Genomic DNA, 23,811 nt, shown 5'->3' on the forward strand with positions numbered 1-23,811 from the left:
TCGTTCTTCTAACTTCCAAAACAGTTTCAATTTGATAAAAAAAGGGCGTCAGGCAGAATGCGGTTCTGCCTGACGCCCTTTTTACTTCTTCGGAGCTAGATTGGCTACTCCAGCCGCTTCAGCAAGTCCTGTTGGGCGGCTTGCCACTGCGGGAGTTCCTTGGAGTCCTGCCACAAATCCAGCAGCTCGGAGTTGCGGAGAACGGCTTGTACTGCGCGGCGTGCCAGCTCCGTCAACTCGTCTTCGTCGCTGACGTCGAGCTCATCGGCCAGCTCGCGCAGGTCTTCGGGAAAGTCGGGGGCTGGCTGGCCCTGCCAGGCGGCTACAATTTCGGCGGCGGCCAGCGCGTGGGCGGCTACGTCGGCTTCGAGGTAGCCTTCGTCTTCGGCAGCCGTTACCAGAGTTTCGAGCAGTACCAGCTCACTTGGGTCATCGGCAAAATCGGCCAGGAAGTCTGCTGCGTCGTCGTTGTCAAAATTCCGAAAGCCAAAAGCGCCCATAAGAACAAGTCAGGTAAGTGAAGCCGCAAAGATAGAAGAGCCTGCGAAGCGGCCTAGGCCAGCGGTAATTCCGGCAGCGGTTGGTGGGGGCGGGCGTAGCCATAGCGCGCTTGGGCCGTGGCTGTGTGGTAGGTATCCAGGCCCGAAAGGCAGACGCTATCGGCGGCAGGTAAATCCAGAGAGCCATCGGGACGCAGAATTTCCTCCCCCAGGTACAGTTGCTCTACCCGGCCGATCAGGAGAATGGTGCCGTTTACCTCAATGGGCACTTCCTGCACCAGCTCTAGGCCCATCTGCACCCGACTGCCCTGCACATAGGGAGCCGCAAAATTGTCGCGGTATTCCGGCGTCAGGCCGCAGGCATCAAACTCCGATTCCTCGCGCGAAAAGTTGGCGGAGGTAGCATGCGCCTCTCGCATAATGCCGCTGTGCACATGATTGATGGTGTAGCGCCCGGTGGCCTGAATATTCTCGTAGGTATGGCGCGGCACACTGGCCGGGCGCATCACAAAGCCAATCAGGGCCGGGTTAGACCCCAGATGCACCACGGAACTGATGACGGCAACATTGGTGGCGCCGTCGGGGGCGGCCGTCCCCACCAGGTTGGCGGGTTTGTAGCCCGTCACAGAGTTGATCAGATTCAGGCGGAATACTTTTTCCAGGCCAGCAAGGTCAGCGGCGGTAAAGTGAGGCATAAAGGCAAGCAAAAGAAGTCGGAGATAGAAGGCAAGTCCCGACCTTTACCAGATGTTTCGTTTTTTGTTCAGCAAGCGTGCCTGGTTGGAGCCGGTTGTATATCTACTGATAGGCCTAGGTCTGTACCTGAGCGGCTGGCACACCGAGGTATTGGGCCGCCTGCAGCAGGGCTTGCTCAGCACGGGTTTGTGGCAGCCTAAGCTAACTACGCAGGCGGCGCAGCCGGGCGCTCAGTATCCTACTGCCGATTATTCGCTGGTCTTGCTGCCCCTGAACCAGCCTGGGCCGGCGGTGCCGTTTTCTGAGTTGCGGGGCAAGGTGGTGTTTCTGAATATCTGGGCCAGCTGGTGCCCGCCCTGTGTGGCGGAGCTGCCGGATATTGCCCGACTTGCCCGCCGAACCAACCCCGACAGTGTGGCCTTTGTTCTGCTTTCTCTCGACCAAAACCCGGAAAAGGCCCGCCGCTTCCTAGCCCGCCGCGGCATCACGGTGCCGGCCTATTCGCCGGGCTCTCCCTTGCCGGCGGCCTACCAAACCAGTGGTATTCCGGCCACGTTTATCCTCTCGCCCGCCGGACAAATTATCGGGTCGCAGGAAGGGATGGCCGAATACGACTCCCCCGAAATACTAGGCCTCTTGCGCCGCTGGCAGAAGCGGTAACGCTTTAAGCGCGGGTGTGGTACCAAATGGCAAACCCCAGGGCCACAATGGCCACCACTACCATCAAGGTATAGATGGCCCGGTTTTGCCGGGGCTCAATTTCATTCTCTTTCATGACCGATGGTTGAAAACGGCCAGGTAGCAGGCCGTTGCCCCATTCAACGGCCAAGGGCAAAGGGGGTTAGGGGCCGAGGTAGAAAAATAATTCCATAATTTATCGAATAAATAATCTGTTATTTATTCGAAGTTATTTAAACAAAAAAATAAATACACCTGGTGCACCGATAAATATTTACCGGTGCGCCAGGTGTATTTATTTTTTTGTTTAAATGCCAGACCCCGATTAGGGCATCAGCACTTTGTCGATTACGTGAATCACGCCGTTGCTTTGCGTTACGTCGTAGGTTGAAATAGTGGATACACCTCCTTTTTCATCTACCAATACAATGTTCTTCGGGCCGTTCATCATGGCTTTCAGGGTGCCGCCGCTTACCGTCTTCAGCGAAGCGGTGCCTTTGCCAGCCTTGATGGCCGCCATGATTTTATCCGACGTCATGTTGCCGGCTACCACGTGGTAGGTCAGGATTTTGGTAAGGGTGGCCTTGCTCTCCGGCTTCACCAGGGTTTCTACCGTGCCAGCGGGCAGGGCATTGAAAGCCGCATTAGTAGGTGCAAATACCGTGAATGGGCCTTTGCTCTGCAGGGTTTCTACCAGACCGGCTGCTTTTACAGCAGCTACCAGCGTGGTGTGGTCTTTTGAGTTGACCGCGTTTTCTACGATGTTCTTGTTGGGGTACATAGCCTCACCGCCTACTGAAACGGTGCCGGCTACCATCTTGGCTTGAGCCGATACTGAAGTAACTGAAGCAGCGCCCATCAGGGCTACAAAGGCGAAAGAAAGCAGATGCTTTTTCATGTGGGTTTGTGAGTAAGGGGAAAGTAGATTGGTTTATTTGAGGGCATCTACGCCACCTTGCTCACAACCGGATTTCGTTTCCTGTAAATATTTTTAATTAATTATATAAGTTGCGTTGTAAGGACTTGTATAGTAATGCTATTGCTGTGCTTATTATTGCAGATAAAATGTCTGTGCGGTGAATAATGAATTTTAGTTTGCTGGAAAAATAGTCAAGATGCTTTTAGCTATCTGCCAAAAAAAGCGCTTAGCAAAGCAGCATCTTGCTGATATATATCTGGTAGAAAGCGTAGCTGGCCGTTATCCGTCTCGCAGGTGTAGTACCGTAGATAGATGGGCAGGCCTACGGTAAGGTCGAAGCGGTGCTTGTCGCGGGCTTCCACACTGTCATACATTTCCCTGATCACCTTAGCCTTTCCTTCGCGGCGGAGCAGATACTCGGCCAGCTTCAGCGGTTTCTCCACCCGCACACACCCGTGGCTGATGGCCCGCTCGGTGCGCGTGAAGGCGGTTCGGGCCGGGGTATCATGCAGGAACACTTTCTCCTGATTGGGGAAATAGAAGACCACGTTCCCCAGGGCATTGGTAGCGCCGGCCCGTTGCCGGATGGCATACGAGAAGGTTTCTGGCGTGACGCGCGCCCAGTTTACGTGCCAGGGATTGATCAGGCGCCCCCGGCCATCGTAGAGGCGGTAGCGGTTGTCGTATAGGTAGCCCGGGTCTTTTTGGAGCTCGGGCAGAAACTCGCGCACCGCAATGCTATAAGGTACCCGCCACTCCGGGGCCGTCACGAACACGATAATCTTGCTGCTGAGTATGGGCGTCGGTAAATCGGGCTTGCCTACCACTACGCGGTGGGTTTGCAGTACTTTTCCTTTCTTAATTATTTGGAGCCGGTAGGCGGGAATATTTACCACGGCGTATTCCGAGTCGGTGGCGGCTTCCCAGCGCATACGCTCCAAGTTGATAGCCACCCGCTGGAAGCCGGCCACGGTATCCTGCATCAGGCACAAGGAGTCTTCGGCGGAAGCGCGTAAGGCCCGGCTCCAGCTGGTTTGCAGTAAGCGGTAGGCCAGATGCTTGGGCTGTTGTTGCAAAAAGGCAGCAGTCAGGTCAGAATTATTGAGCGCCTGGTGGAGCAAATCGGCCGTTTGGAGGCTTCGCAGACTATCGGGCTGGGCAGGCTCCAGGGTGCCCGGTTGGAGACGGCCCTGCCGCAGGTGGTATAGGTAGCGCACCAGTGCATCGGTCAGGTGTAGCTCACAGGTGGCCAGTTGTTGCCCCCGGGCAGCGGGCCGCTGCATGGAGTCCGGCATGGCCAACAGGCGTTGCCAGGCGTAGGCCTCTCGTACCAGCCCGAACTCAGCCGCTCTGCCCAAAAGCTGCAGGGCTTCTTTGGCCTGCGGGTTCCAGCCGGAGTCCTGGGTCCAGCGGGCCGCATACGCATTGGTGCTGTAGAAGCTTCGGACCGCCGGGCCCATCTGCAGGCCCAGGCGCTCATACGTAGCCGTTGGCCCCAGGGGCCTGGTATCGAGCAGGCGCTCTAGAGAAGAGCGCACGGCCGTCATCGGCGAAGCTGCCGGACGAGTAGGTAGACCTTCGCTTTTGTCCGGGGAGGAAGCCTCCACGGAAAATGCGCAGCCAGCGAGGGTCAGTAGAAAAATGGCAGACCGCACGGTGCTTCTTAACCAGTCCATAGGTACAGGGGTAAGAAGTGACGGGAAATGCTGGGCAGAGGAAACGTGGAACTATAGGCGCTGATGCAACAGGTGAGGAGTGTAGGCCAGGTAGGAGCAAGGGTAGTAGATATAATTTCCGGAATTTCTCCGGGGTATCCTACAAAAAGCCCGAATCCTGTAAGTTTTTACGTGCAAAGCCCCAATTGGGGCTTGTGCTATAAAGCGGGTGGCCTAGGGCTTGAGGCGTGGGTCGAAGGGGTGGGGCTCCAGGGCCACGGTGCGCAGCTGCTGGTGGTCGGGGTGAAGCGGGTTGAGCAGATAGTTCCACTCGTGCGGGGCATGGGCCGAGGGCACCCGCATCAGCCACTCCTTGCCTTCGTCAATCCAGACGCGTGCGAGCTGGGCTAGCTCTAATGGGTACGGCATCTGCTGCCAGTTGGCGGGTAGCTCTTCCAGCGTTACGTGTCGCACGGATGCCGTGTCTGGAACCTCCAGCGTAAGCGCGAAATAGTTGCGGGGTAGGGAGGGAGAGTTGGCCAGCACTTCCAGCTTTGCCAAGGATAAATGCTCGGACGTATATATAATCAGGGTCCCGATTTCGTGCCAGCGCCCTCCGTAGTAGAGGCCGCCCTGGCCCGAGGTATCGGAAATGTACGGGGCCTTACCCAGGCGGTAGAGCAGCATAAAGTGGCCTAGGAGTAGTGCCCGTACTGAATCCGGCCCAGAATGTCGCAGATCTGCTCGCGCCCAATAGCCGATGACAGCAGTTCCTTCGGCCGGATGCCGCCCAGCGCCGGATTAGGCGTAGCCAGCCAGTGCTGAAAATCGTCCTGGTCCTCGAACACCTCCAGGCCTTTGGCCAGTACGCCGGAAAGCTGAATCGTTTTCTCCCCTTCATCCAGCGTGAGGGCCTTGTGGCTTTGCTCCCGGCGCGCCAGCGTGCTTTCTGAAATGCCCAGCACCGCACTGATTTCCTTGTTGGAGAACTGTAGCCGCTGTTGCAGGGCCCGCACCGCCTGCACCGAAATGCCTTTAATAGCCACACCCAGCAAGTCCAGCTCATTGCGCACGAGCTGCGGAATTACGGCCGGCCCGCCCATCAGGTCCACCATGCTGGCCACGGAAGTTTTACGAACGACTGTCATTTGCGTGTTTTTAAACCGTCATTTGATGGCAATATACGCAGGAACGGAAAACATCTGCTAAAAGATTCCATCAGGGTGTTTCAATAGCTGAGCCCGGCTACAGTTGATACCTTTGCCCGCTTCCAGTACCTGGCCTAGGCCACTGCTTTATAATGTATGTCTGACGCATCCCAACTGATTACCCAAACGGCCGACTTTGTTCGGGATAAATTTCTACATGAAGGCTCCGGCCACGACTGGGCCCACATCCGGCGGGTGTGGCACGTAGCCCGAGCGCTGGCCCAGCAAACGCCCCATGCCGATGTGCTCGTGACGGAGCTCGGTGCTTTGCTGCACGATGTAGCCGACTGGAAGTTTCACGACGGAGACGAAGAGGCCGGCCCTCGGGCGGCGCGCACCTGGCTGGAAAGCCAAGGGGCCAATGAAGCCGTGATTCAGCGTGTAGAAGCCATCATTCGCGAAATCAGTTTTAAAGGGCTAGGGGTAGCCACGCCCATGAGCACTGTAGAAGGAGAACTGGTGCAGGACGCCGACCGCCTCGATGCCATTGGCGCCATTGGCGTAGCGCGGGCCTTTGCCTACGGTGGCCACAAAGGGCGCCCCTTGCACGACCCTGAAGTAGCGCCCATCGAGCACGCATCCTTTGAGAGCTATAAGCAAAACACGGCGCCCACCATCAACCACTTCTACGAGAAGCTGCTGCATCTGCGGGAGCGGCTGAATACGCCCGCCGCCCGCCGGGTGGCCGAGGAGCGTCACCAGTTTATGGAGCAGTTTCTGGAACAGTTCCTGCGGGAGTGGGACAGCCAGGATGTGGCCTAGGCCACTTCGAGTATTCCCCAACTCCTGTAGGCCACTTCCCAGACTTCAACCTGAGGCTGTTCAATGGTGGGTCAGCTTCGCAGAACTCAATATCTTAGCCGCATGAATTTTCGCGTACTCACAACTCGTCTGCTGCTACCGGTAGTAGGCCTATTGCTGGTGGCTTCCTGCCGCACGTGCCCCATGGAAGCCTGCCACACCCGCAAGGTGCATTTACACAACGGTACCAAGTACCATGGGCAACCCTGGTTTAAAAAACAGAACCCCGCCATTGGCGAAAAAATCAAGATTCATAACCAGAATCAGAGCAAGCATAATAACGACCGCCGGAAGACCCTGTAAAGGGTGGAAAGATGGCGCTCAATTAGGTAAAACGGGCTTTTTTGCCTATCTTGCTGGCTTAAAGAAGTACACTCTCACGGGCTGAAAATCTCCGTTTTACACGGGGCTCTAGGCCACTTAGTTCTCCCTATGGCGGAAGGCGAAAAGATCATTCCGATAAACATTGAAGATGAGATGCGCGGAGCCTACATCGACTACTCGATGTCGGTCATCATCTCCCGGGCTCTGCCGGATGTGCGCGACGGTCTGAAACCCGTGCACCGGCGCGTGCTGTATGGCATGAGCGAGCTAGGCGTTTCCTACAACAAATCCTATAAAAAGAGCGCCCGTATTGTGGGGGAGGTGCTCGGTAAATATCACCCCCACGGCGACTCCTCCGTGTACGACACGATGGTGCGCATGGCCCAGGACTGGAGCCTACGCTACCCGCTCGTAGACGGCCAAGGTAACTTCGGTAGCATCGACGGCGACTCGCCGGCTGCTATGCGCTACACCGAAGCCCGCCTCAAGCGCCTCGCCGACGAAATGCTCGGCGACCTGGACAAAGACACGGTTGACTTCCAGCCTAACTTCGACGACTCCCTGGAGGAGCCATCTGTTATGCCGGCCAAGTTTCCGAACCTGTTGGTAAACGGCACCACCGGTATTGCCGTGGGTATGGCCACCAACATGGCGCCCCACAACCTAACGGAAGTGGTAAACGGCATCATTGCCTACCTCGGCAACGAGGACATTACCGTGGCGGAGTTGATGGAGCACGTAACAGCTCCCGACTTCCCAACGGGCGGTATCATCTACGGTTACGATGGTGTAAAGCAGGCCTTCGAAACCGGCCGTGGCCGCGTGGTGATGAGGGCGAAAGCCCACTTCGAAACGTTGCCTTCCGGTAAAGAGCAGATCATCGTGACCGAGATTCCCTACATGGTGAACAAGGCCTCCATGATCGAGAAGACGGCTGCCCTCATCAACGAGAAGAAGATTGAAGGCATTGCGGACTTGCGCGACGAGTCGGACCGCGACGGTATGCGCGTGGTCTATGACCTGAAGCGTGATGCCATGCCGACGGTGGTACTCAACAACCTGTATAAGTACACCCAACTGCAATCCTCTTTCGGTGTCAACAATGTGTGCCTGGTGAAAGGCCGCCCGATGACGCTGAACTTGAAGGAGCTGATTGTCTACTTCGTGGAGCACCGCGCCGATGTTATCGTGCGTCGGACCCGCTACGAATTAGCCGAAGCCCAGAAGCGTGCCCACATCCTGGAAGGCCTTCTGATTGCCCTCGACCACCTGGATGAGGTAATTGCTCTGATCCGTGGTTCCCGTGACCCCGAGGTGGCGCGCGGCCAGCTGATCGAGCGATTCTCCCTGAGCGAAGTGCAGGCCCGGGCTATCCTGGACATGCGTCTGCAGCGTCTGACTGGCCTAGAGCGCGACAAAATTGTGGCGGAGTATGATGAGCTGATGAAGCTGATCGACCACCTGAAGGCGGTACTGGCGTCGGATGAGTTGCAGCGGCAGATTATCCGCGACGAGCTACAAGAAATCAAGGACCGCTACGGCGATGAACGTCGGACGTCTATTGAGTACGCCGGTGGCGACTTCTCGATGGAGGATATGATTGCCGATGAGAGCATGGTAATTACCATCTCCAGCGAAGGCTATATCAAGCGCACTGCCCTGGACGAGTACCGGGCCCAAGGCCGCGGTGGTGTGGGGGCCCGGGGGGCTACCTCAAAGCAGGATGACTTCACGGAGCACCTGTTTGTGGCCACTACCCACGAATACCTGCTGTTCTTCACCGAAGCCGGCCGCGTGTTCTGGCTGAAAGTATACGAAGTGCCAGAAGGAGGGAAGGCTACCAAAGGCCGCCCCATTCAGAACCTGATTGAGATTCCTCGCGAGGATAATGTACGCTCCGTGCTCAACGTACGTGGCCTACGCGACCCCGATTACCTGGAGAATACCTTCCTGATGTTCTGCACCGAGCAAGGCACCGTGAAGAAGACTCCGCTGGAGGCTTACTCACGCCCACGCACGGCTGGCATCAACGCCATTACCATCAACGAAGGCGACCGTCTGCTCGATGTGCAGTTGACTACTGGTTCTTCGGAAGTGGTAGTAGCCTTGCGTTCGGGTCGGGCAGTTCGCTTCCCCGAGGAGAAGGTTCGCTCCATGGGCCGCACGGCCGCTGGTGTTCGTGGCATCACGCTCACCGACGAAACCGACCGTGTGGTTGGTATGGTGTGCATTGATAACGACAGCCAGCAGGAACTGCTTGTGGTATCCGAGAATGGTTACGGCAAGCGCAGCCCGCTGGATGAGTACCGCATCACCAACCGCGGCGGTAAAGGGGTTCGGGCCATGAAGATCACCGATAAGACGGGGCAGCTGGTAACCATCAAGGCGGTTACTGACTCCGACGATCTGATGATCATCAACAAGTCTGGTATCACGATTCGCCTCCGGATGGCTGACCTCCGCAGCATTGGCCGCGCCACGCAAGGTGTGCGCCTGCTGAAAATCAGCCAGGGTGATGAAATTTCCTCCGTAGCAAAAGTGGCGGCGGAAGAAGAGAAAGAGGCTGAACTGGTAGAGGAAAACGGTCTGACTCTGGGCGGGGACCCGAACGGAGAAGGCGGTGTGCCTACGCCAGACGCTGACCTAACGTCGCTCACTGATCCTGATTCGCTCAGCGCTAATTAACTTGCAACGGCAGAACTCAACCCTGGGTTCTGCCGTTTGCTTTGCAATTCCTTTCATACATCCCGATAATTCTTCGACAAACTCCCATGAAGAAGACTATTTTAACGCTCGTAGCAGCAGCGGCTCTGCATACTGCATCTGCCCAAAACTCGGCCGTAACCAATGCCGTTCTGTTTCAGCGCCAAGGCACTCTGGACAAAGCCCGCACTGAAATTGACAAAGCAATAACTAACGAGAAGACCTCGAACAAAGCCAAGACCTGGTACACGCGCGGCGAGATCTACGACGCAATGGTATCGAGCCCGATTTATGGTAAAGGGCTCGCCGCTGGTGAAGGCGCGAAAATAGCGTTCGAATCTTATCAGAAGGCTATACAGCTGGACGGTAAAGACGGCGAATTTGGCAAACAAGCCACGCAGAAGCTCGATGGCCTATATGGCTTGGCTCTGAACGCCGGCGTAGAAAACTACAACGGCAAGAAGTACGACGACGCGCTGAAAGCGTACTCGATGGCCCAGCAAATTCGTCCGCAGGATACGACGGCGTATCTGTATGCCGCCTACGCAGCAGCTGCCAAAGAAGACTTCTTAGCTGCCAAGGAGCAGTACACTAAGCTACAGGGCATTGGCTACAAATCGCCCCAGATGTATACGGCGTTGCTGCAGATGGCTCGTCAGGAGAAGAATGAGGCAGAAGCTTCCAAAGTACTGCAGCAGGCTCTTCAGGCATTCCCCAATAACAAAACGTTTATGCTCGAGGATCTGAATACCGATCTGAGCGCAGGACGCAGCAAGGAAGCATTGGCCAAGATTGATAAGGCTATTGCTGCTGATCCAAAGAATGCCAACCTGTATGCTGTAAAAGGATCCCTGCTGGACCAGGCCAAGCAGCCGGCCCAAGCCCTGGAAGCATACAAGAAAGCCGTTGAAATTGAGCCCGAGAACTTCGATGCCAATTTCAACCTGGGCGTATACAACTATAACAAAGCAGCTGATTTGTATACCAAAGCCAGTAAGATGAGCTTGGCAGAATATCAGAAGTCAGGTAAGAAGTTTGAAGCCGATGGCAAGAAGTACTTCCAGGATTCGCTGCCGTATTTTGAGAAGGCTTTAGCTGTTCAGCCCAACGACCGTTCTACCATATCGTCTCTGCAGAAAGCGTATCTACGTGTAGGTCGTACTGCTGATTCAGAGAAGATGGCGGCCAAAATGGATGCCCTCAATAAAAAGTAAACGATATAACCTGCTCTGGTAGCAGGGGAGAAAGAAATAGCCCAGATCTGCATATAGCCAGGTCTGGGCTATATTTTCAAAACATTACTTAACATAATATAAATTATAAGACAAATGGAATTGGGTTAATATAGGTATAGATCTAGCCTTTATAGGTAATGTATCAATGCCGTAATTATCCTTTGGCATCAGTAGTTCACAATACGATTAAAGGACTCGCAGTAATGGATGTTTAAAGAGGTTTGCTGGGCTCTGCATCACCCGTTAATCGCATACTCTGAATCCACTACAGGTAGCCTGCACACGCCGTGTTAGAAATAACTCGTGGCCCGCGGCATCAGTGTGGTTGCGCTCTGGCGCCGAGGGTATCTACGCGCTTACTACGTTGCCCCCGTACAACGCCATTCGGTGCAGCGAGTGTTTTTAGCTGCATCAAGCAGTTTTGGTGCGTGATTAAGTACCTATGGCATGTTGAATATTTTTTTTTTGCCGTTGCCTTAATTTAGTTGGCGGTAGCTGTCTATCATACTAGGCCTAGCCCGCCAGCACGTGTTATAATGATGAGCTTCTGAAGTTGCAACATATAGCAAAGTGCTTCAGAGAATTCATAGGTAGTTTTCATTAGTCACAGCTGTAGCGAGTTGAACGATGTAGCAAGCGTCTGACTGGCCTAGAGCGCGACAAAATTGTGGCGGAGTATGATGAGCTGATGAAGCTGATCGACCATCTGAAGGCGGTACTGGCGTCGGATGAACTGCAGCGGCAGATCATCCGCGACGAGCTCCAGGAAATCAAGGACCGCTACGGCGATAAACGTTGGACGTCGATTGAGTATGCCGGTGGCGACTTCTCGATGATAGTACTTAAACTCTGCTGTAAATAACTAGGGTGAGTTAAAAGCTTGTACTATAATAGAGTCAAGCTCTACTCCTACTGAGCTTATTCACTTAATGAAGCTACTAGTAGAATTTCATAAGAAATAAGGTAAAATGAATTAGGTGCTGTATTAACGCACTAGCCTGTTTGTAAGCCAATAGGTTAATTATTGAACTCTTGACGTCTGTAGAAACAGATCGTTCAAATAAGGGATCCAAATAGGGCCAGAACCGCTCCTCTCCCGCTGACCGTGCCAGCGGCCAGATGTATAAAGAGGGTATTAAAATTATATTGTTAATGGTAAGGTCAGTTAAGATGATAGAGATAATATATTAAGGTAAAAAAAAGTACAAAAAGGTAAGAAAATAGGGCTTTTTTATGCTTTGCACTACTACTTTATACTAAAAAATTTTAATTTACTTCATTATCTTTAGTGCTGAATCCCCCTTTATTACTCTCTCAATTTTCATCAACCATACATATGCCTAAAACCATTGACTATCCACGCACTAGTTATACCAGTGCGTGGGAAGTGGCTGAAGTCGTAGATGATACGGGTGGCAAGTGCGCTATTGAAACGGCAGCACGGAAGCTGAATCGTAAAGTCAGTGGCTCCTTTAAAGCCATCATAGGATCTGCTGTAAAGTTCGGGCTACTTACCAGTAAGCGAGAGTTCCTGACTACAACGAACCTATTCCGACGCATAAAGCATGCGTATGACAAACAGGAAGAGCGCATCTATCATCGGGAAGCATTTCTGCATCCTCCTCTGTTTACCCAGATATGCCGGAAATTCCGTAACCGTGAACTCCCAGTGCACATGCTGGATGTCATGCTGCTTCGGGAATTTGGTGTAGAAGAAATAAATGCTCAGGGAGTTGCCAAAGCATTTATTGATGGAGCACGAATGGTAGCCATCCTCGACGAGCAGAACATCATAGCTGACATAGATCAGTTAGATGCACAACAGGGGCCTAGAAAAGAGCTTAGTAATTCTGAGATGCCCCTTAATCTATTTAAGGGTGTGCCACCAACAAATGCATCTGCAGCTATTACGCCTCCTGAGCAGCGCCTACCACTAGCACAAGCTGACTCAGGTACCAATGGTATATCTACAAGCCAGGACTTTGTGCCTCCTCATCGTACCTCAGATCCAGTGTCCAACCTCTTTGGGCTAGACACTGATGATCTAGAGGATGATAAGGAAGATACTAATGACTTCCAGAGCACAAGACCAACTTCTAATGCAAGGTTTGTACCTCCGGTATTCGCAGCTACACCTACAGCACCTGAAGAAGCTCCAGTAGCTAGCCAACAACCTGTGGCTACCCAACAGCCAGTAAGTACTCCCGTGACTAAGGCATCTGCACCCGAAATGCTGCAGAAGCCATCATCTAGGCCTATTACAGGAGGAGCAACAACACCTAATCTGTCATATAGCATTCATATAAGCGGACCAGGGTTAGACACTCGGCTTGAAATTCAGGATCCTGAGGACTTACTGCTGGCAAGTGCCTTGTTGGATAAGATAAGGCGACAACTAACACGCTAACCTTAAAAGGCCCTAAGAATAGCTATTCTTAGGGCCTTTTAAGGGTTTCACCCCTCCTATTCCAGTCTAAGCAATCTTATGACTTGCCTGACCTGTTTTAACATTATGTTAATCTATCTAATCTTTACTCAACTTGCCGATAATCCAGTATCCTCCATCCTTTTTGGCTTCCAGGTAAAAGCTATCAAGAACAGTTACTCTTACCCCCTGATCCAGCCAGGAAGCTGGAATTCGGGGCGCAATGGGTGATGCTGAAAAGACCACAGCCGGCAACTTCAGGTTTCTGGCGGCGGAGGAAGCGGGCAAATGCCAGATTGGAATAGCGCGCCCAGCTGACCATACCTGTTTCACATGCAGCGTATCCAGGCTATACCAAGGCATCCCCTGCAGCGCCTGGTTATACCGAACGTCACGCATCAGGCGTAGGCCAGGCGTATCTCGCCGACGCTCCCACGTTGGGTAAAAGGGCAATAGCAAAACCAGCAGGCCCGCCATTCCCGTCAGGGAGGCCCCCATCAGAGAAGTAGGCCGAAGAGGCCGTATCCCCTGCTGCAGAACGAATACTGCTAGGCCACCAAAGAGAACCACCGCAGCCACCAGACGCGCCCCCTTCGTTCCTGGGAGTGTAACCACTGCCATGGCAACAGGCACGGCCAGACACACCAGTAGCAGAATGACACCCCAGCTACGCAGGGCCCATTTATCGGAGTTGGTGCTAGAATGGGTAGCACCGGCAAATTCCCAGTAGCGAATCAGCCCGGCTACCAATAAGGCCAGGGGCGGCATGAGGGGCAACATGTAGCGCTCTTTCTTCTCCGGCACTAAGCTCAACAATACCAACCCTCCCAGGGCCCACCCCAGTGCCAGCATATATGGGATATAGCGCTGTACCCGCGGACGAGCATATGGCCAGACCAAGGATAGCAGGGTTACAAGAGCCCAAATGCCAGTAAACACAGCAAAAGGCGCATAAAACCAAAAGGGCTTAACATGACGGTCGCCCCAAGACGATATTTCCGTGCGGGCCACTACCAAAGCAGCGGGCGCTACTTCCTGATAGATGTACCATGGCCAGCTGAGCCCAACCAACAACAATAGGCCTACTGCAAGGACGGTGCCTGCCATATGTGCGCGCAGCTGCTTACGATGCGCTGGATTGCTGGTCAGATAAGCTACAAGGAAAGGCAGAAGCACCGTGTAAAGCGCCACCGGCCCTTTACTCAGCAACGACATCCCTCCCAGTAGCCCGGCCCCGGCAAGCCACCCTAGCGCCGGGCCTGATTTTCGCCAGCCTTTCACCAACAGCCACAACGCTCCTACCATCAGGCTCACGGCGAATATATCCCATTGCCCCTCCCGACCCGTGGTAATCACTAATAAGGAACTGGCAACTACCAGCGCCGCATACCAGGCCGTGCGCCCCGGGTCTTCCGTATCGCCGGGGAGCTCCTGGGTTAGCTCACGCGCCAGTCCCCATAGGAAAAACACGAGTAGCGTTGCGACCAAGGCAGCAGGCAGGCGCAAGAGGCCTAAATCTTCGGTTGGGCCTAATATTTTCTGGAGGCCTGCCACTGCCCAGGTAGGTAGCGGCGGCTTGGCCAATCGAAGGTCTCCGTTCATGGTAGGAATAAGCCAGGAGCCTCCCGCCACCATTTCGCGGGCCGCCACAAAATTACGGGCCTCCATAAGGCTTACCCCGGGAGCTCCACCGTGAATAAAGAAATTGGTGATGCACACGACCACCACCGCTCCTATTCTACCCCACAGTTGAGCACGCTTTGGCTGGGTACCGATTTGTTCCATGTAATCAGTGCTTATAAAAATTGACTATTCCCTTGGCTTCCGGAACGCGAGTCCAGCATCAGGGGCTTGTGGCATGCACACTAGACAAGGTCTCCTGGTGGTTGGTTTGCACGCGGCGCAGGACGGCTTGCAACCGACGGACATTATCTACCTCGTAGGCATCAGGCTGGCAGCTGACAACTCGCCGCAGGGCTTTGGTAGAGCGGCCTCCAAACACCACTACCTGCCGGCCAAGAGCGTGAATCTGGGTAACCCGCGCTGCCGTAACAGCATTTTTTGGCAACACTACCGCCTGTACATCCAGCGAAGAAAGCGCCAGCATACCCTCATCGAACTCGTCCGTAATTTCCAGACCCAGTGGCATAGCCGGCAGCAGGTGGTGCAGGTAGGCCAGGGTACTAGGCCGGTTGGTCAGGATCAAAACCTTCTCCGGGGGTACGTGATAGTGCGTAAGCAAACGCACCAGCCTTCGGGCCAGGGCCTGACTTCGGACAACATCGGCGTTGGAACAGGCATCATCTTCGTGCAGATCCAGATGCAGGTAGGGAAAAGTGGGCCGTTGGGCCAGCAGGCTCAGCAGCGTTTCAAAGGTGCTGATCTTTTCCTGCTGAAACCAATCATAGGGCCAGCCGCCCCGGTAGTGGAGCAGCTGCAGGGCGGCGGCCGTAGTCTGACTTACGCAGCCTTGCCCATCCGACATGGAGTTGAGAGTATGATCGTGATAGAGCACCGGAATACTGTCCTGGCTTAAGCGAATATCGACCTCCACTCCATCAGCATTGCGGCGAAGTGCTTTCTCGATGCTGCGCAAGCTACTGGGCGGCAACGGATTAAACGGCAAAAAAGGCGTAAAGAAACCAGACCCGGCATGGCCTATTACCAAGGGCGGACCTGGAACAAGGGCTGAGGCCGGCATAAGCGGTGGAGGCGCCGGGGCAGCTAGGCCAGCGGCCAGCGGAGCACTACTCACAGCAAGGGACAGCACAGCCCATCGGAGGCTGGCTCCTAAAACAGTAGACATACAGGTAACTGACACTAGCAGGAAAAGTAGGAAAACTGCTCGGTGGGCATGCTATACGCTAAAAACTGCTAGGTGGGCAATTCCGTTACCTTTGCGCGCCGCGGTATGCCGCGGCTTTCACCTTCACTCCTCCCCGCTTCTGCGCATGGCATCCATTCTGGTTACCGGCTGCGCGGGCTTCATTGGCTCGCACCTTGCCGAACGGCTGCTCCACGAGGGGCACCGCGTGGTAGGCCTGGATAATTTTGATCCGTTCTACAACCGTACCCTCAAGCAAACCAACCTGGCTCAGTGCCTGGCCCACCCGCACTTCAGCTTCCACGAAGCCGACCTGCGCCACGGCCTCGATGCGCTAGTAGACGCATTGCCCGCCGACCACATCGATCTGGTGGTGCATCTGGCCGCAAAGGCGGGCGTGGGCCCCTCCGTGCGCCAACCAGTGGCCTACCTGGAAAACAACGTCATTGGGACCACCTATCTGCTGGAGTGGATGCGCCAGCGCGATATTCAGAAGCTGTTTTTTGCCTCTTCCTCTTCCGTGTACGGCAATACCAAAGAGCAGCCCTTCCGCGAAGACCTCAATCTGCAGGCGACGTGCATTTCTCCCTATGCGGCCTCTAAGCTGGCCGGGGAGCAGCTCACCTACACCTACCACCACCTATACGGCCTTGATGTTCTCAATGCCCGGTTTTTCACGGTGTATGGCCCCCGGCAGCGCCCCGACCTGGCCATTCATAAGTTTGTGCGCCTGCTCCGGGCTGGCCAGCCAATTCCGGTCTTTGGCGACGGCAGCACCGCCCGCGACTACACTTTTGTGCTGGATACGGTAGAGGGCATCACCCGCGGAGTACAGTACCTGCTGCACAATACAGGGGTATATGAAACCCTGAACCTGGGTAACAACCGCCCGGTGCCGCTGCTAGAGCTGATTGCAGCTATAGGCGACGCCGTAGGCCACTCTCCTGAGCTGCAGTTTCAGCCGATGCAGGCCGGCGATGTAGACATCACCTTTGCCGATATTCAGAAGGCCCAGCACCTGCTCGGGTACGCCCCCCAAACGTCGCTACAGGATGGCCTAGGCCAGTTTGTGGAATGGCTGGATAAGCAGGAGCCCGAATAGAACCAGTGTATAAACAGGGCAATGGGTGGTTCGGGAGGCTTCACCCCTCGGCTTTCCGCTTTCCCCGGATACCTTTTTTCAGGTGCTGAATCCACTGACCCACCTTAGAACGCGGCCGGGTGCTGGCTCGCACGCTTGACGAGTTGCGGGTTCGGGAACGGGAACGGCGAGCTGTGCTGCCCAGGGCCGATGACACTGTACGAGGCCGCTCGGCAGACCGCGCTTGCACTGCAGATTCGGGCAAATGGGCAGGCCCCGTCTTACGGATGACCTGCAGGCTCAGCCGTCGGTTGAGGGCCCGGCCCACGGGCGCGGCATTGGAGGCCACCAGGGCCTGAGCTCCATATCCCTGGGCCAGCAGCCGGCGGCTGGCTACCCCCAGGTTTATGAGGGCACGCCTGGCCGCCATAGCTCGTTCCCGACTCAGGAGCTGATTGGCACGGGCATCTCCGGAATCATCGGTGTAGCCGCCCAGCTTAACTATTGCCTGAGGAAAAGCTTTCAGAATGCCGGCTAAATTCCGGAGTTGTTCCTGCGATTCCTCGGTGAGCGTAGCGTTGCCGGAAGTGAAGGTAACCCGATCCAGGTTCAGGAGGCTGCCGGCCGAATCCAGGGTATCTACCTGCTGCGCAGGATCGGTCAGGAGGCTATACAGGCGGTATTCCGTGGAGTTGGAGCCTACCCGTTGGCGGCTGCCATCGGGTAGCGTTATAATCAGGGGTTCCCCCGTGGTATAGATATAAGTATCGGAAATGGGGTCATAGTGCCCCGCGGGCAAAACAGCGGCGGGTTTTGGCTTGGTTACCGTTTCCTGGGCAGGCTCGACCGGCGCATGGAGTCGTTGTGGTACCGCGGACCGATTGGCCACCGTAGCCACCCGCATTTCCGGTTTGCTTGTAGGCAAGGAACTAGCCGGATTCCCGGGATTGGGAAGTAAAAAATACCCACCCCCGTAGCCCATCAAATAAACCAGACCTACTGCGGGCAGCGCCAGAAGCCATTTTGAGCGCGGCAAACGGGGCAACCGAAGCATCCTGGCCCTGCCCAACCAACTACTAGCCCTGTCTGGGGTAAACGTGATGCCGCCGCCTACTTTCTCCCAGGTACCAGCTCCGGCCACTGTAAAGCGGTGAAACGTTTCTTTTTCGGGCGAATCAGTGGCAGTAGCCACAGGCGCTGCTGAAGCAACAGGCGGTGGCAGCGGCCCCGCACCAGCAGTAGGCTGGGCTACGCGCACCGTGGGGGCAACTGGTTTCGTGACTGGCTTGGGGGCAGCCTGCTTCTGTAGAGTCGAGGCAGGCTGTGCTACGGGGGCCCGAGGTGTAACAGGGGCCGCAACCTTAGCCAGCGCCTCCTGATGCTGCAACCACTGGCCAAGACCGGCGGCATCAAGGGCTGCGCTGGCCGCCAGCTGGCCTAGGGTTCCTAATACGGTCCCCACAACCACTTCAATTAGCACCGGGAATCCGGCCAGCGGAAGGCCAGTAGCGGTGGCTATCCGTTGGATGGTGAACTCGTAGTTACCGGCCAAAAGCCCCTCCATCAACCTTTGGCCGCGCCCGCCAAACGATTCAGGAGAGCCCAAGTGCTGCAAAGCCGCCGCCTGATACGCCTGTTCTGAGAGCGTCCAGATGGCTTCTTCCCCATTCGGCCGAACAAGCCGGTCCTGCAGAGTAATGATGACTAATTCCGTCAGCTGATCTACCGCATGCTTAACAACTGTTGAGCTTTGCCCAAGCGTCGTGCTGAGTTGGAGAAGAATATCCTCCGTAAAACTCATCTCGACGGCTGCCCCTATAGTTTCCTGCTGCTGCATGGGTCGACATAAAAATATTACGTCACACTAAGCCATTATTTGTATAAAAATCACAAATAGTTGCATATAAACAAACAGACGAGCTACTTTACTTCAGAATTTTCTACCGTTTGTAACAAACACAAGGTGTTGTAAATGAATGAAATCCGTCTCACAACTGGACTAGGCCAGTCTAATCGACACCAAGGCCTGCCTTCAAAACCGACAGCACCCCGGCAGAAGTTGTCTACCGGGCCGCTGTTAACTGGTTTAATTTAGAAAAGCTGAAGGAACTTACGCCACAGGCACTTGGCCCGTGTGCTGGCGGGCCTGCTCGCGGCGCAGCAGCACAATATTGCGGGTGTACACCACCATACCGGGCACGTTGCCCAGAATCAGCACTTCATCGCGGCGCAGAATGGCGTAAATCAACACCAGAAAGGAACCCACCAGGCTCACTACCCAGAAGCCCAGCGGCAGCACCGACTCGCCCTTGCGCTCCGAATACAGCCACTGGTACACAAAGCGCAGCAGGAACACTACCTGGCCTAGGGCGCCCAGCACCAGCCAGCCCCCCGGAATGGGCGTGTGCAGCATGCGCTGGAAGCTAAAGTTGGGCGTGCCCACAAAAAACAGCACCAGTGTAGCCAGCGGAAACGCATACGCCGCGGCCCGAAACCAGGCATTAAGCTTGTTCCACTCACCCAGCAGCTGCAGGTTCCGGATGTAGATACCGTAGCTGATGAGTTGGGCGCCCAGAATAACGGGGTCGTGGCGCAGGATGCCGTAGATGATCATCAGGAAGGATGATATCAGGCTGATCTGCCAGAACAGCGCCGGCACCAGCACCTGCTTGGCCCGCTCGCTTTTGATCCATTGTAGGATGATACGGCTGCTAAACAGGCCCTGCGACAACAGGCCAATAAACCGGGCAACGAGTTCGGTGCTCATACTGCAGGTGGCCTAGCCGTGCGCAGCCGCGCCGCGCTGCTGCTCTCCGATTTCGTAGTTCTTCCAGCGGCTCCGGATCCAGCGGAAACCGAAGGTATCGACCAGGGGCTTCCAGGCCCGGTTCCAGAGGTTGTATTTGGCCGTGCCGGCAAAGCGTGGGAAGTGCTGCACGGGCATTTGGTGCACTTTACCGCCCTGCAGCTGCACCAGCGCCCCCAGGAAGCGGTGCATGCCATGAAACAGCGGAATCCGGCGCGCATACTCGATCTTCATGATCTTCAGCGGGCAGCCCGTATCCTGAATACCGTCGTTGATGAGGGTGCGGCGCACCGTATTGGCAATCTTGGAAGAAAGCTTCTTCACAATAGTATCCTGGCGCTTGGCCCGGATACCGTTCACCATATCGTACTGCGGGAAGAACTCGAAGAACTTCAGGAAGTCCAGCGGCGAGGTCTGAATATCGGAGTCGATGTAGCCCAGCAGCGTGGTGCGGCAGTGGTCGATGCCCGCTTTTATGGCCGTGCTCAGGCCCCGGTTCTGACTCAGGCTGATGAACTCGTAGCGGGAGTCCTGGCGGCAGATGTCGCGCAGAATAGCCAGTGAGCCATCGGTAGAGCCATCATTCACGAACAAAACGGTGGTTGTTACCGGCGTCTGGTCCAGAAATTTGTTCATCTCTACGGCAAACTGCTGCAGGCTTTCTTCTTCATTATACACTGGTACAAGTACCGTGAGACTTTGCGTGGCCAGGTAAGCAGCGGTAGAGGGCATAAAAACGGAGGGGCGTAAATAGAGGCGCAAGGTAGGCAAGGTTTCCTCAGCAAAAAGACGAGCCTAGGCCACCTCGGTAGCATTTGCGCTATCTAACTGCCAATTATCTGAATGGGTTTTTCTTCTCAGATAAAATCACCCGGTTATATGCTGGCCGTTAGGCTCAGTGAGTAGAGAGCAAAACAAGAGAAAAGCCTGGCTTGCTTGCGCAAATCAGGCTTTTTTCGGTCAGTGAACAGGCACCGGAATACAGCAGGTGGCCTACAGCTACTCCCGGCGTACGCCGCCGGAAATAGTGGTGTGCCGCTGCCGCAGTACCTGTACAATATCTTCCAGCGAGAGGCCGGAGGCGGTCAGCAACACCAGCAAATGGTAGAGCAGATCGGCGGCTTCTCCTTTAAGGCCTTCGATGTTGCCGCCCACAGCATCAATTACGGTTTCTACGGCCTCCTCTCCCACTTTCTGGGCTATTTTGGGCATGCCTTTCCGGAACAACGACACCGTATAGGATTTGGGGTCTTCATCCGGGAACTGCTGGCGCCGCTGCACCAGGCGCTCCAGCTCCGCAATAAAGCCGACCGGTGCCATCGGGTAAGCCGATTCCTGTGGTTGCTGGAAGCAGCTGGTAGTGCCCCGGTGGCAGGTGGGGCCGTCGGGCGTGGCCCGAATCAGCAGAGCGTCCTGGTCACAGTCGGGGTGCTGGCTGACCACGGTGAGGTAGTTGCCGCTGGTTTCACCCTTCGTCCAGAGGCGCTTTTTAGAGCGGGAAAAAAACGTCACGCGGCCCGTCTGTTGGGTCACGCGCTGGGCCTCTTCGTTCTGATAGCCCAGCATGAGCACCTGCCCGGTTTGGGCGTCCTGCACGATAACGGGAATCAACCCGTCGGGCATTTTGGCGAAATCAAGTTTCATATAGTTCTGAGTTGAGTTACCTCCCCGCTGAAAGACCGCTAGGCCACCCCACCGGCTGGTTGCGGCAGTTGTTTATAGCCGCACCGGAATCCCGTCCTGGCGCAGATGTTCCTTCAGCTCCCGAATACCGATTTCACCGAAGTGGAAGATGCTGGCCGCCAGTCCGGCATCGGCGTGGGCTTGTAAGAATACGTTGGTGAAGTCCTGCTTGGAGCCTGCCCCACCCGACGCCACCACCGGAATGGTTAGGGCCCGGCTTACGGCGCCCGTAATATCCAGGGCGAAGCCATCCTTAGTGCCATCGTTGCTCATGGAGGTTAGCAGAATCTCGCCGGCGCCGCGGTCGGCAGCTTCGCGGCACCATTCCACGGCATTGCGGCCGGTGTTGTTGGTGCCCGCGCGGGTATACACCTGCCAGCCATCGGCATCGTTGTAGCGCGTATCGGCAGCCACCACAATGCACTGCGAGCCAAAGCGGGCCGCCAGCTCATCTATCAACTCCGGCCGCGCCAGTGCCGCCGAATTGATGCTGACTTTATCGGCTCCGTTCATCAGCAGCGCTTCCACGTCGGAAATCGTCCCGATGCCGCCGCCCACGGTGAACGGTATGTCCAGCTCGCGGGCCACGTCACGCACCAGCGCCACCAGCGTCGCGCGCTTCTGATTGGTAGCCGTGATATCGAGAAACACGAGTTCATCGGCGCCTTCGCGGGCGTAGCGGGAGGCCAGGGCCACCGGGTCGCCGGCGTCGCGCAGTCCTTCAAAACGTACGCCCTTCACCGTGCGGCCGTCCTTCACGTCGAGGCAGGGAATGATTCGTTTGGTTAGCATGCTTGATTCGTTGGTGGTAGGGGGAATTATAGCGCCCACTACCCGGATGATGAGTACCTGGCCTACGCCGATTTTCCAGTTCGTGCTACTGGCCTACAGCCAGGCTTTCAGCTGCTGCAGGGTAATGGTGCCTTCGTAGATAGCCTTGCCGATAATGGCCCCGTGCATTCCTATTTCGGCCAGCGCTTCCACATCCGCCATCGTCGTGACGCCGCCGCTGGCAATCAGGCGAGCCGCGGGTAGCGTCTGGCGCAGCTCCCGGTACGTTTCCAAGGCCGGCCCCTGCAGCTTGCCATCCTTGCTGACATCGGTGCAGATGAAGGTAGTGGCGCCCACCGCGAGGTAGTTCTCCAGAAATTCCTGCAGCGTCCGCTCACTTTGCTCGGCCCAGGCATTTATGGCAATATGGTTGTCGCGAAAATCAGCGCCCACCAGAATCTTATCGGCCCCGAAGGTGTGCAGCCAGCTGTTCACGGTTTCGGGTTCCCGCACCGCAATACTGCCAGCGGTTATCTGCGCGGCTCCCGCCTCGAAGGCCTGGCGCAACGCTTCGTCGCTCTGTAGGCCACCGCCGTAATCTACTACCAGGCCCGTGTGGCGCGCAATGCGCTCTAATACCGGCAGGTTCACGGGACGCTTGGCGCGGGCCCCATCCAGGTCTACCAGGTGCAGGCGCTTCACGCCGTGCTGCTCAAAGCGCTGGGCCACGGCTAGGGGGTCGGAGTCGTAGGTCGTCTGCTGGGCAAAGTCACCTTCCGTGAGGCGCACGCATTGGCCATTAATCAGGTCAATAGCAGGAATTATTTCCATGGGGCAAAGTCAAAAGTGAGAGGCACACGGTATCAGGATGCCGCTTTTATTATAGGTTCAGAAAGTTTTCCAGGATGCGGGTACCAATAGGGCCGCTCTTTTCGGTGTGGAACTGCACGGCATAAAAGTTCTCATACTGCACGGCCGCACTGAACGGTGCCGGGTACTCGCCCTGGGCAATGGTATACCCGCCGACCGGCGCATAGTAGCTATGCACAAAGTACACGTAGTCCTGCTCCTGTAGGCCGGCAAACAACGGAGAGCGAAGGTGGCCTAGCGTGTTCCAGCCCATGTGCGGAACCTTGTACTCGGCCGAGGCCGGAAAACGCACCACATCGAAAGGCAAGATGTCCAGCATTTTTGTGCCCCCACCTTCCTCACTGTGCCGGCCCAGCAGCTGCATCCCCAGGCATATACCAAGGAATGGTTGGGTGAGTGTAGGCAGTAAGGTATCCAGGCCCTGAGCCTGCAGCTCCCGCATTGCCGAAGCGGCTTCTCCTTCACCAGGGAACAACACCTTAGCGGCCCGACGGATTACCTCATGGTCGGCCGTCAGGGTTGCCTGCACGCCGAGGCGCTCCAAAGCGAACAACACCGACTGGACATTCCCGCCTTTATAATCAACTACTGCTATTTCCATTTGAGTAATAACAAGGAGACTTTGTGCTTAT

General features: G+C 55.7%; 23 protein-coding genes. 8 read left to right on the forward strand and 15 right to left on the reverse strand.

The annotated features are described in order from the left end of the window. Nucleotides 1–104: 104 nt before the first annotated feature. On the reverse strand, nt 105–500 hold the full coding sequence (locus CFT68_RS03805; protein WP_088842088.1) for a DUF4259 domain-containing protein: 396 nt from the start codon (nt 498–500) through the stop codon (nt 105–107). A gap of 53 nt (nt 501–553) precedes the next feature. Then, on the reverse strand, nt 554–1,195 hold the full coding sequence (locus CFT68_RS03810; RefSeq protein ID WP_088842089.1) for a flavin reductase family protein: 642 nt from the start codon (nt 1,193–1,195) through the stop codon (nt 554–556). A gap of 52 nt (nt 1,196–1,247) precedes the next feature. Between CFT68_RS03810 and CFT68_RS03815 the strand changes: the two genes are divergently transcribed. Beyond that, nucleotides 1,248–1,856 carry a TlpA family protein disulfide reductase gene (locus CFT68_RS03815; RefSeq protein ID WP_245815268.1) on the forward strand — a complete coding sequence of 203 codons (609 nt, stop codon included), beginning with the start codon at nt 1,248–1,250 and terminating at the stop codon, nt 1,854–1,856. Between the two features lie 343 nt (nt 1,857–2,199). On the opposite strand, the gene CFT68_RS03820 is transcribed toward CFT68_RS03815, so the two are convergent. The 4 genes from CFT68_RS03820 to parS all read right to left on the reverse strand — a co-directional run bounded on the left by CFT68_RS03820 (nt 2,200) and on the right by parS (nt 5,596). Continuing rightward, the gene (locus CFT68_RS03820; protein WP_088842090.1) at nt 2,200–2,772 is read right to left on the reverse strand and encodes a fasciclin domain-containing protein; all 573 of its coding nucleotides are present in this window, start codon (nt 2,770–2,772) and stop codon (nt 2,200–2,202) included. A gap of 227 nt (nt 2,773–2,999) precedes the next feature. After that, nucleotides 3,000–4,469, reverse strand: coding sequence for a L,D-transpeptidase scaffold domain-containing protein (locus CFT68_RS03825; RefSeq protein ID WP_088842091.1), 1,470 nt, complete (start codon nt 4,467–4,469; stop codon nt 3,000–3,002). A 213-nt stretch (nt 4,470–4,682) separates the two neighbouring features. Next, the gene (locus CFT68_RS03830) at nt 4,683–5,135 is read right to left on the reverse strand and encodes an RES family NAD+ phosphorylase (RefSeq protein ID WP_088842092.1); all 453 of its coding nucleotides are present in this window, start codon (nt 5,133–5,135) and stop codon (nt 4,683–4,685) included. An 8-nt stretch (nt 5,136–5,143) separates the two neighbouring features. After that, nucleotides 5,144–5,596: a type II RES/Xre toxin-antitoxin system antitoxin gene (gene parS / locus CFT68_RS03835; RefSeq protein ID WP_088842093.1), complete on the reverse strand. Its 453-nt coding sequence runs from the start codon at nt 5,594–5,596 to the stop codon at nt 5,144–5,146. A gap of 156 nt (nt 5,597–5,752) precedes the next feature. On the opposite strand from parS, the gene CFT68_RS03840 reads away from it, so the two are divergent. The 6 genes from CFT68_RS03840 to CFT68_RS03865 all read left to right on the forward strand — a co-directional run bounded on the left by CFT68_RS03840 (nt 5,753) and on the right by CFT68_RS03865 (nt 13,126). Continuing rightward, complete coding sequence (locus tag CFT68_RS03840; RefSeq protein WP_088842094.1) at nt 5,753–6,418, forward strand: HD domain-containing protein; 666 nt, start codon at nt 5,753–5,755, stop codon at nt 6,416–6,418. Between the two features lie 102 nt (nt 6,419–6,520). Beyond that, nucleotides 6,521–6,760, forward strand: a complete 240-nt coding sequence (locus CFT68_RS03845; RefSeq protein ID WP_088842095.1) for a hypothetical protein — start codon at nt 6,521–6,523, stop codon at nt 6,758–6,760. Between the two features lie 129 nt (nt 6,761–6,889). Continuing rightward, complete coding sequence (gyrA, locus tag CFT68_RS03850; RefSeq protein ID WP_088842096.1) at nt 6,890–9,466, forward strand: DNA gyrase subunit A; 2,577 nt, start codon at nt 6,890–6,892, stop codon at nt 9,464–9,466. An 86-nt stretch (nt 9,467–9,552) separates the two neighbouring features. Further along, complete coding sequence (locus CFT68_RS03855; protein WP_088842097.1) at nt 9,553–10,698, forward strand: tetratricopeptide repeat protein; 1,146 nt, start codon at nt 9,553–9,555, stop codon at nt 10,696–10,698. 709 nt (nt 10,699–11,407) lie between these two features. Continuing rightward, a complete protein-coding gene (locus tag CFT68_RS21765; RefSeq protein WP_170934689.1) occupies nt 11,408–11,581 on the forward strand; it encodes a hypothetical protein in 174 nt (57 codons plus the stop codon). A 474-nt stretch (nt 11,582–12,055) separates the two neighbouring features. After that, nucleotides 12,056–13,126 carry a hypothetical protein gene (locus CFT68_RS03865; RefSeq protein WP_088842099.1) on the forward strand — a complete coding sequence of 357 codons (1,071 nt, stop codon included), beginning with the start codon at nt 12,056–12,058 and terminating at the stop codon, nt 13,124–13,126. A 117-nt stretch (nt 13,127–13,243) separates the two neighbouring features. Here the strand turns inward: CFT68_RS03865 and CFT68_RS03870 are convergent, their stop codons facing one another. Next, nucleotides 13,244–14,929, reverse strand: a complete 1,686-nt coding sequence (locus tag CFT68_RS03870) for an ArnT family glycosyltransferase (RefSeq protein ID WP_088842100.1) — start codon at nt 14,927–14,929, stop codon at nt 13,244–13,246. Between the two features lie 58 nt (nt 14,930–14,987). Next, entirely contained in the window at nt 14,988–15,950 is a 963-nt protein-coding gene (locus CFT68_RS03875; protein ID WP_088842101.1) for a glycerophosphodiester phosphodiesterase, read from the reverse strand. A 145-nt stretch (nt 15,951–16,095) separates the two neighbouring features. Here CFT68_RS03875 and CFT68_RS03880 point away from each other — a divergent pair, with 145 nt between their 5' ends. After that, nucleotides 16,096–17,070 (forward strand): GDP-mannose 4,6-dehydratase, encoded by a 975-nt coding sequence (locus CFT68_RS03880; protein WP_088842102.1) that lies wholly within the window; start codon nt 16,096–16,098, stop codon nt 17,068–17,070. 40 nt (nt 17,071–17,110) lie between these two features. Here the strand turns inward: CFT68_RS03880 and CFT68_RS03885 are convergent, their stop codons facing one another. The 7 genes from CFT68_RS03885 to hisH form a co-directional block, all read right to left on the reverse strand. After that, complete coding sequence (locus CFT68_RS03885) at nt 17,111–18,886, reverse strand: OmpA family protein (RefSeq protein WP_088842103.1); 1,776 nt, start codon at nt 18,884–18,886, stop codon at nt 17,111–17,113. A gap of 273 nt (nt 18,887–19,159) precedes the next feature. Continuing rightward, a complete protein-coding gene (locus CFT68_RS03890; RefSeq protein ID WP_088842104.1) occupies nt 19,160–19,816 on the reverse strand; it encodes a lipid-A-disaccharide synthase N-terminal domain-containing protein in 657 nt (218 codons plus the stop codon). A 12-nt stretch (nt 19,817–19,828) separates the two neighbouring features. Beyond that, the gene (locus CFT68_RS03895; protein WP_088842105.1) at nt 19,829–20,587 is read right to left on the reverse strand and encodes a glycosyltransferase; all 759 of its coding nucleotides are present in this window, start codon (nt 20,585–20,587) and stop codon (nt 19,829–19,831) included. Nucleotides 20,588–20,854: 267 nt separating this feature from the next. Continuing rightward, nucleotides 20,855–21,499 (reverse strand): bifunctional phosphoribosyl-AMP cyclohydrolase/phosphoribosyl-ATP diphosphatase HisIE, encoded by a 645-nt coding sequence (gene hisIE, locus CFT68_RS03900; protein WP_088842106.1) that lies wholly within the window; start codon nt 21,497–21,499, stop codon nt 20,855–20,857. A gap of 72 nt (nt 21,500–21,571) precedes the next feature. After that, nucleotides 21,572–22,330, reverse strand: coding sequence for an imidazole glycerol phosphate synthase subunit HisF (gene hisF / locus CFT68_RS03905; RefSeq protein ID WP_088842107.1), 759 nt, complete (start codon nt 22,328–22,330; stop codon nt 21,572–21,574). Between the two features lie 93 nt (nt 22,331–22,423). After that, nucleotides 22,424–23,140 (reverse strand): 1-(5-phosphoribosyl)-5-[(5-phosphoribosylamino)methylideneamino]imidazole-4-carboxamide isomerase, encoded by a 717-nt coding sequence (gene hisA, locus CFT68_RS03910; RefSeq protein WP_088842108.1) that lies wholly within the window; start codon nt 23,138–23,140, stop codon nt 22,424–22,426. 49 nt (nt 23,141–23,189) lie between these two features. Next, nucleotides 23,190–23,780, reverse strand: a complete 591-nt coding sequence (gene hisH / locus CFT68_RS03915) for an imidazole glycerol phosphate synthase subunit HisH (protein ID WP_088842109.1) — start codon at nt 23,778–23,780, stop codon at nt 23,190–23,192. Nucleotides 23,781–23,811 lie beyond the last annotated feature (31 nt).

This window comes from Hymenobacter gelipurpurascens (assembly GCF_900187375.1).
In the GTDB taxonomy this organism is placed as follows: Bacteria; Bacteroidota; Bacteroidia; order Cytophagales; family Hymenobacteraceae; genus Hymenobacter; species Hymenobacter gelipurpurascens.

Bases quoted from the DNA above. Each gene is read 5' to 3' on its own strand.
- CFT68_RS03805 (WP_088842088.1), bottom strand. From the start codon at position 500: ATGGGCGCTTTTGGCTTTCGGAATTTTGACAACGACGACGCAGCAGAC.
- CFT68_RS03810 (WP_088842089.1), bottom strand. From the start codon at position 1,195: ATGCCTCACTTTACCGCCGCTGACCTTGCTGGCCTGGAAAAAGTATTC.
- CFT68_RS03815 (WP_245815268.1), top strand. From the start codon at position 1,248: ATGTTTCGTTTTTTGTTCAGCAAGCGTGCCTGGTTGGAGCCGGTTGTA.
- CFT68_RS03820 (WP_088842090.1), bottom strand. From the start codon at position 2,772: ATGAAAAAGCATCTGCTTTCTTTCGCCTTTGTAGCCCTGATGGGCGCT.
- CFT68_RS03825 (WP_088842091.1), bottom strand. From the start codon at position 4,469: ATGGACTGGTTAAGAAGCACCGTGCGGTCTGCCATTTTTCTACTGACC.
- CFT68_RS03830 (WP_088842092.1), bottom strand. From the start codon at position 5,135: ATGCTGCTCTACCGCCTGGGTAAGGCCCCGTACATTTCCGATACCTCG.
- parS (WP_088842093.1), bottom strand. From the start codon at position 5,596: ATGACAGTCGTTCGTAAAACTTCCGTGGCCAGCATGGTGGACCTGATG.
- CFT68_RS03840 (WP_088842094.1), top strand. From the start codon at position 5,753: ATGTCTGACGCATCCCAACTGATTACCCAAACGGCCGACTTTGTTCGG.
- CFT68_RS03845 (WP_088842095.1), top strand. From the start codon at position 6,521: ATGAATTTTCGCGTACTCACAACTCGTCTGCTGCTACCGGTAGTAGGC.
- gyrA (WP_088842096.1), top strand. From the start codon at position 6,890: ATGGCGGAAGGCGAAAAGATCATTCCGATAAACATTGAAGATGAGATG.
- CFT68_RS03855 (WP_088842097.1), top strand. From the start codon at position 9,553: ATGAAGAAGACTATTTTAACGCTCGTAGCAGCAGCGGCTCTGCATACT.
- CFT68_RS21765 (WP_170934689.1), top strand. From the start codon at position 11,408: ATGAAGCTGATCGACCATCTGAAGGCGGTACTGGCGTCGGATGAACTG.
- CFT68_RS03865 (WP_088842099.1), top strand. From the start codon at position 12,056: ATGCCTAAAACCATTGACTATCCACGCACTAGTTATACCAGTGCGTGG.
- CFT68_RS03870 (WP_088842100.1), bottom strand. From the start codon at position 14,929: ATGGAACAAATCGGTACCCAGCCAAAGCGTGCTCAACTGTGGGGTAGA.
- CFT68_RS03875 (WP_088842101.1), bottom strand. From the start codon at position 15,950: ATGTCTACTGTTTTAGGAGCCAGCCTCCGATGGGCTGTGCTGTCCCTT.
- CFT68_RS03880 (WP_088842102.1), top strand. From the start codon at position 16,096: ATGGCATCCATTCTGGTTACCGGCTGCGCGGGCTTCATTGGCTCGCAC.
- CFT68_RS03885 (WP_088842103.1), bottom strand. From the start codon at position 18,886: ATGCAGCAGCAGGAAACTATAGGGGCAGCCGTCGAGATGAGTTTTACG.
- CFT68_RS03890 (WP_088842104.1), bottom strand. From the start codon at position 19,816: ATGAGCACCGAACTCGTTGCCCGGTTTATTGGCCTGTTGTCGCAGGGC.
- CFT68_RS03895 (WP_088842105.1), bottom strand. From the start codon at position 20,587: ATGCCCTCTACCGCTGCTTACCTGGCCACGCAAAGTCTCACGGTACTT.
- hisIE (WP_088842106.1), bottom strand. From the start codon at position 21,499: ATGAAACTTGATTTCGCCAAAATGCCCGACGGGTTGATTCCCGTTATC.
- hisF (WP_088842107.1), bottom strand. From the start codon at position 22,330: ATGCTAACCAAACGAATCATTCCCTGCCTCGACGTGAAGGACGGCCGC.
- hisA (WP_088842108.1), bottom strand. From the start codon at position 23,140: ATGGAAATAATTCCTGCTATTGACCTGATTAATGGCCAATGCGTGCGC.
- hisH (WP_088842109.1), bottom strand. From the start codon at position 23,780: ATGGAAATAGCAGTAGTTGATTATAAAGGCGGGAATGTCCAGTCGGTG.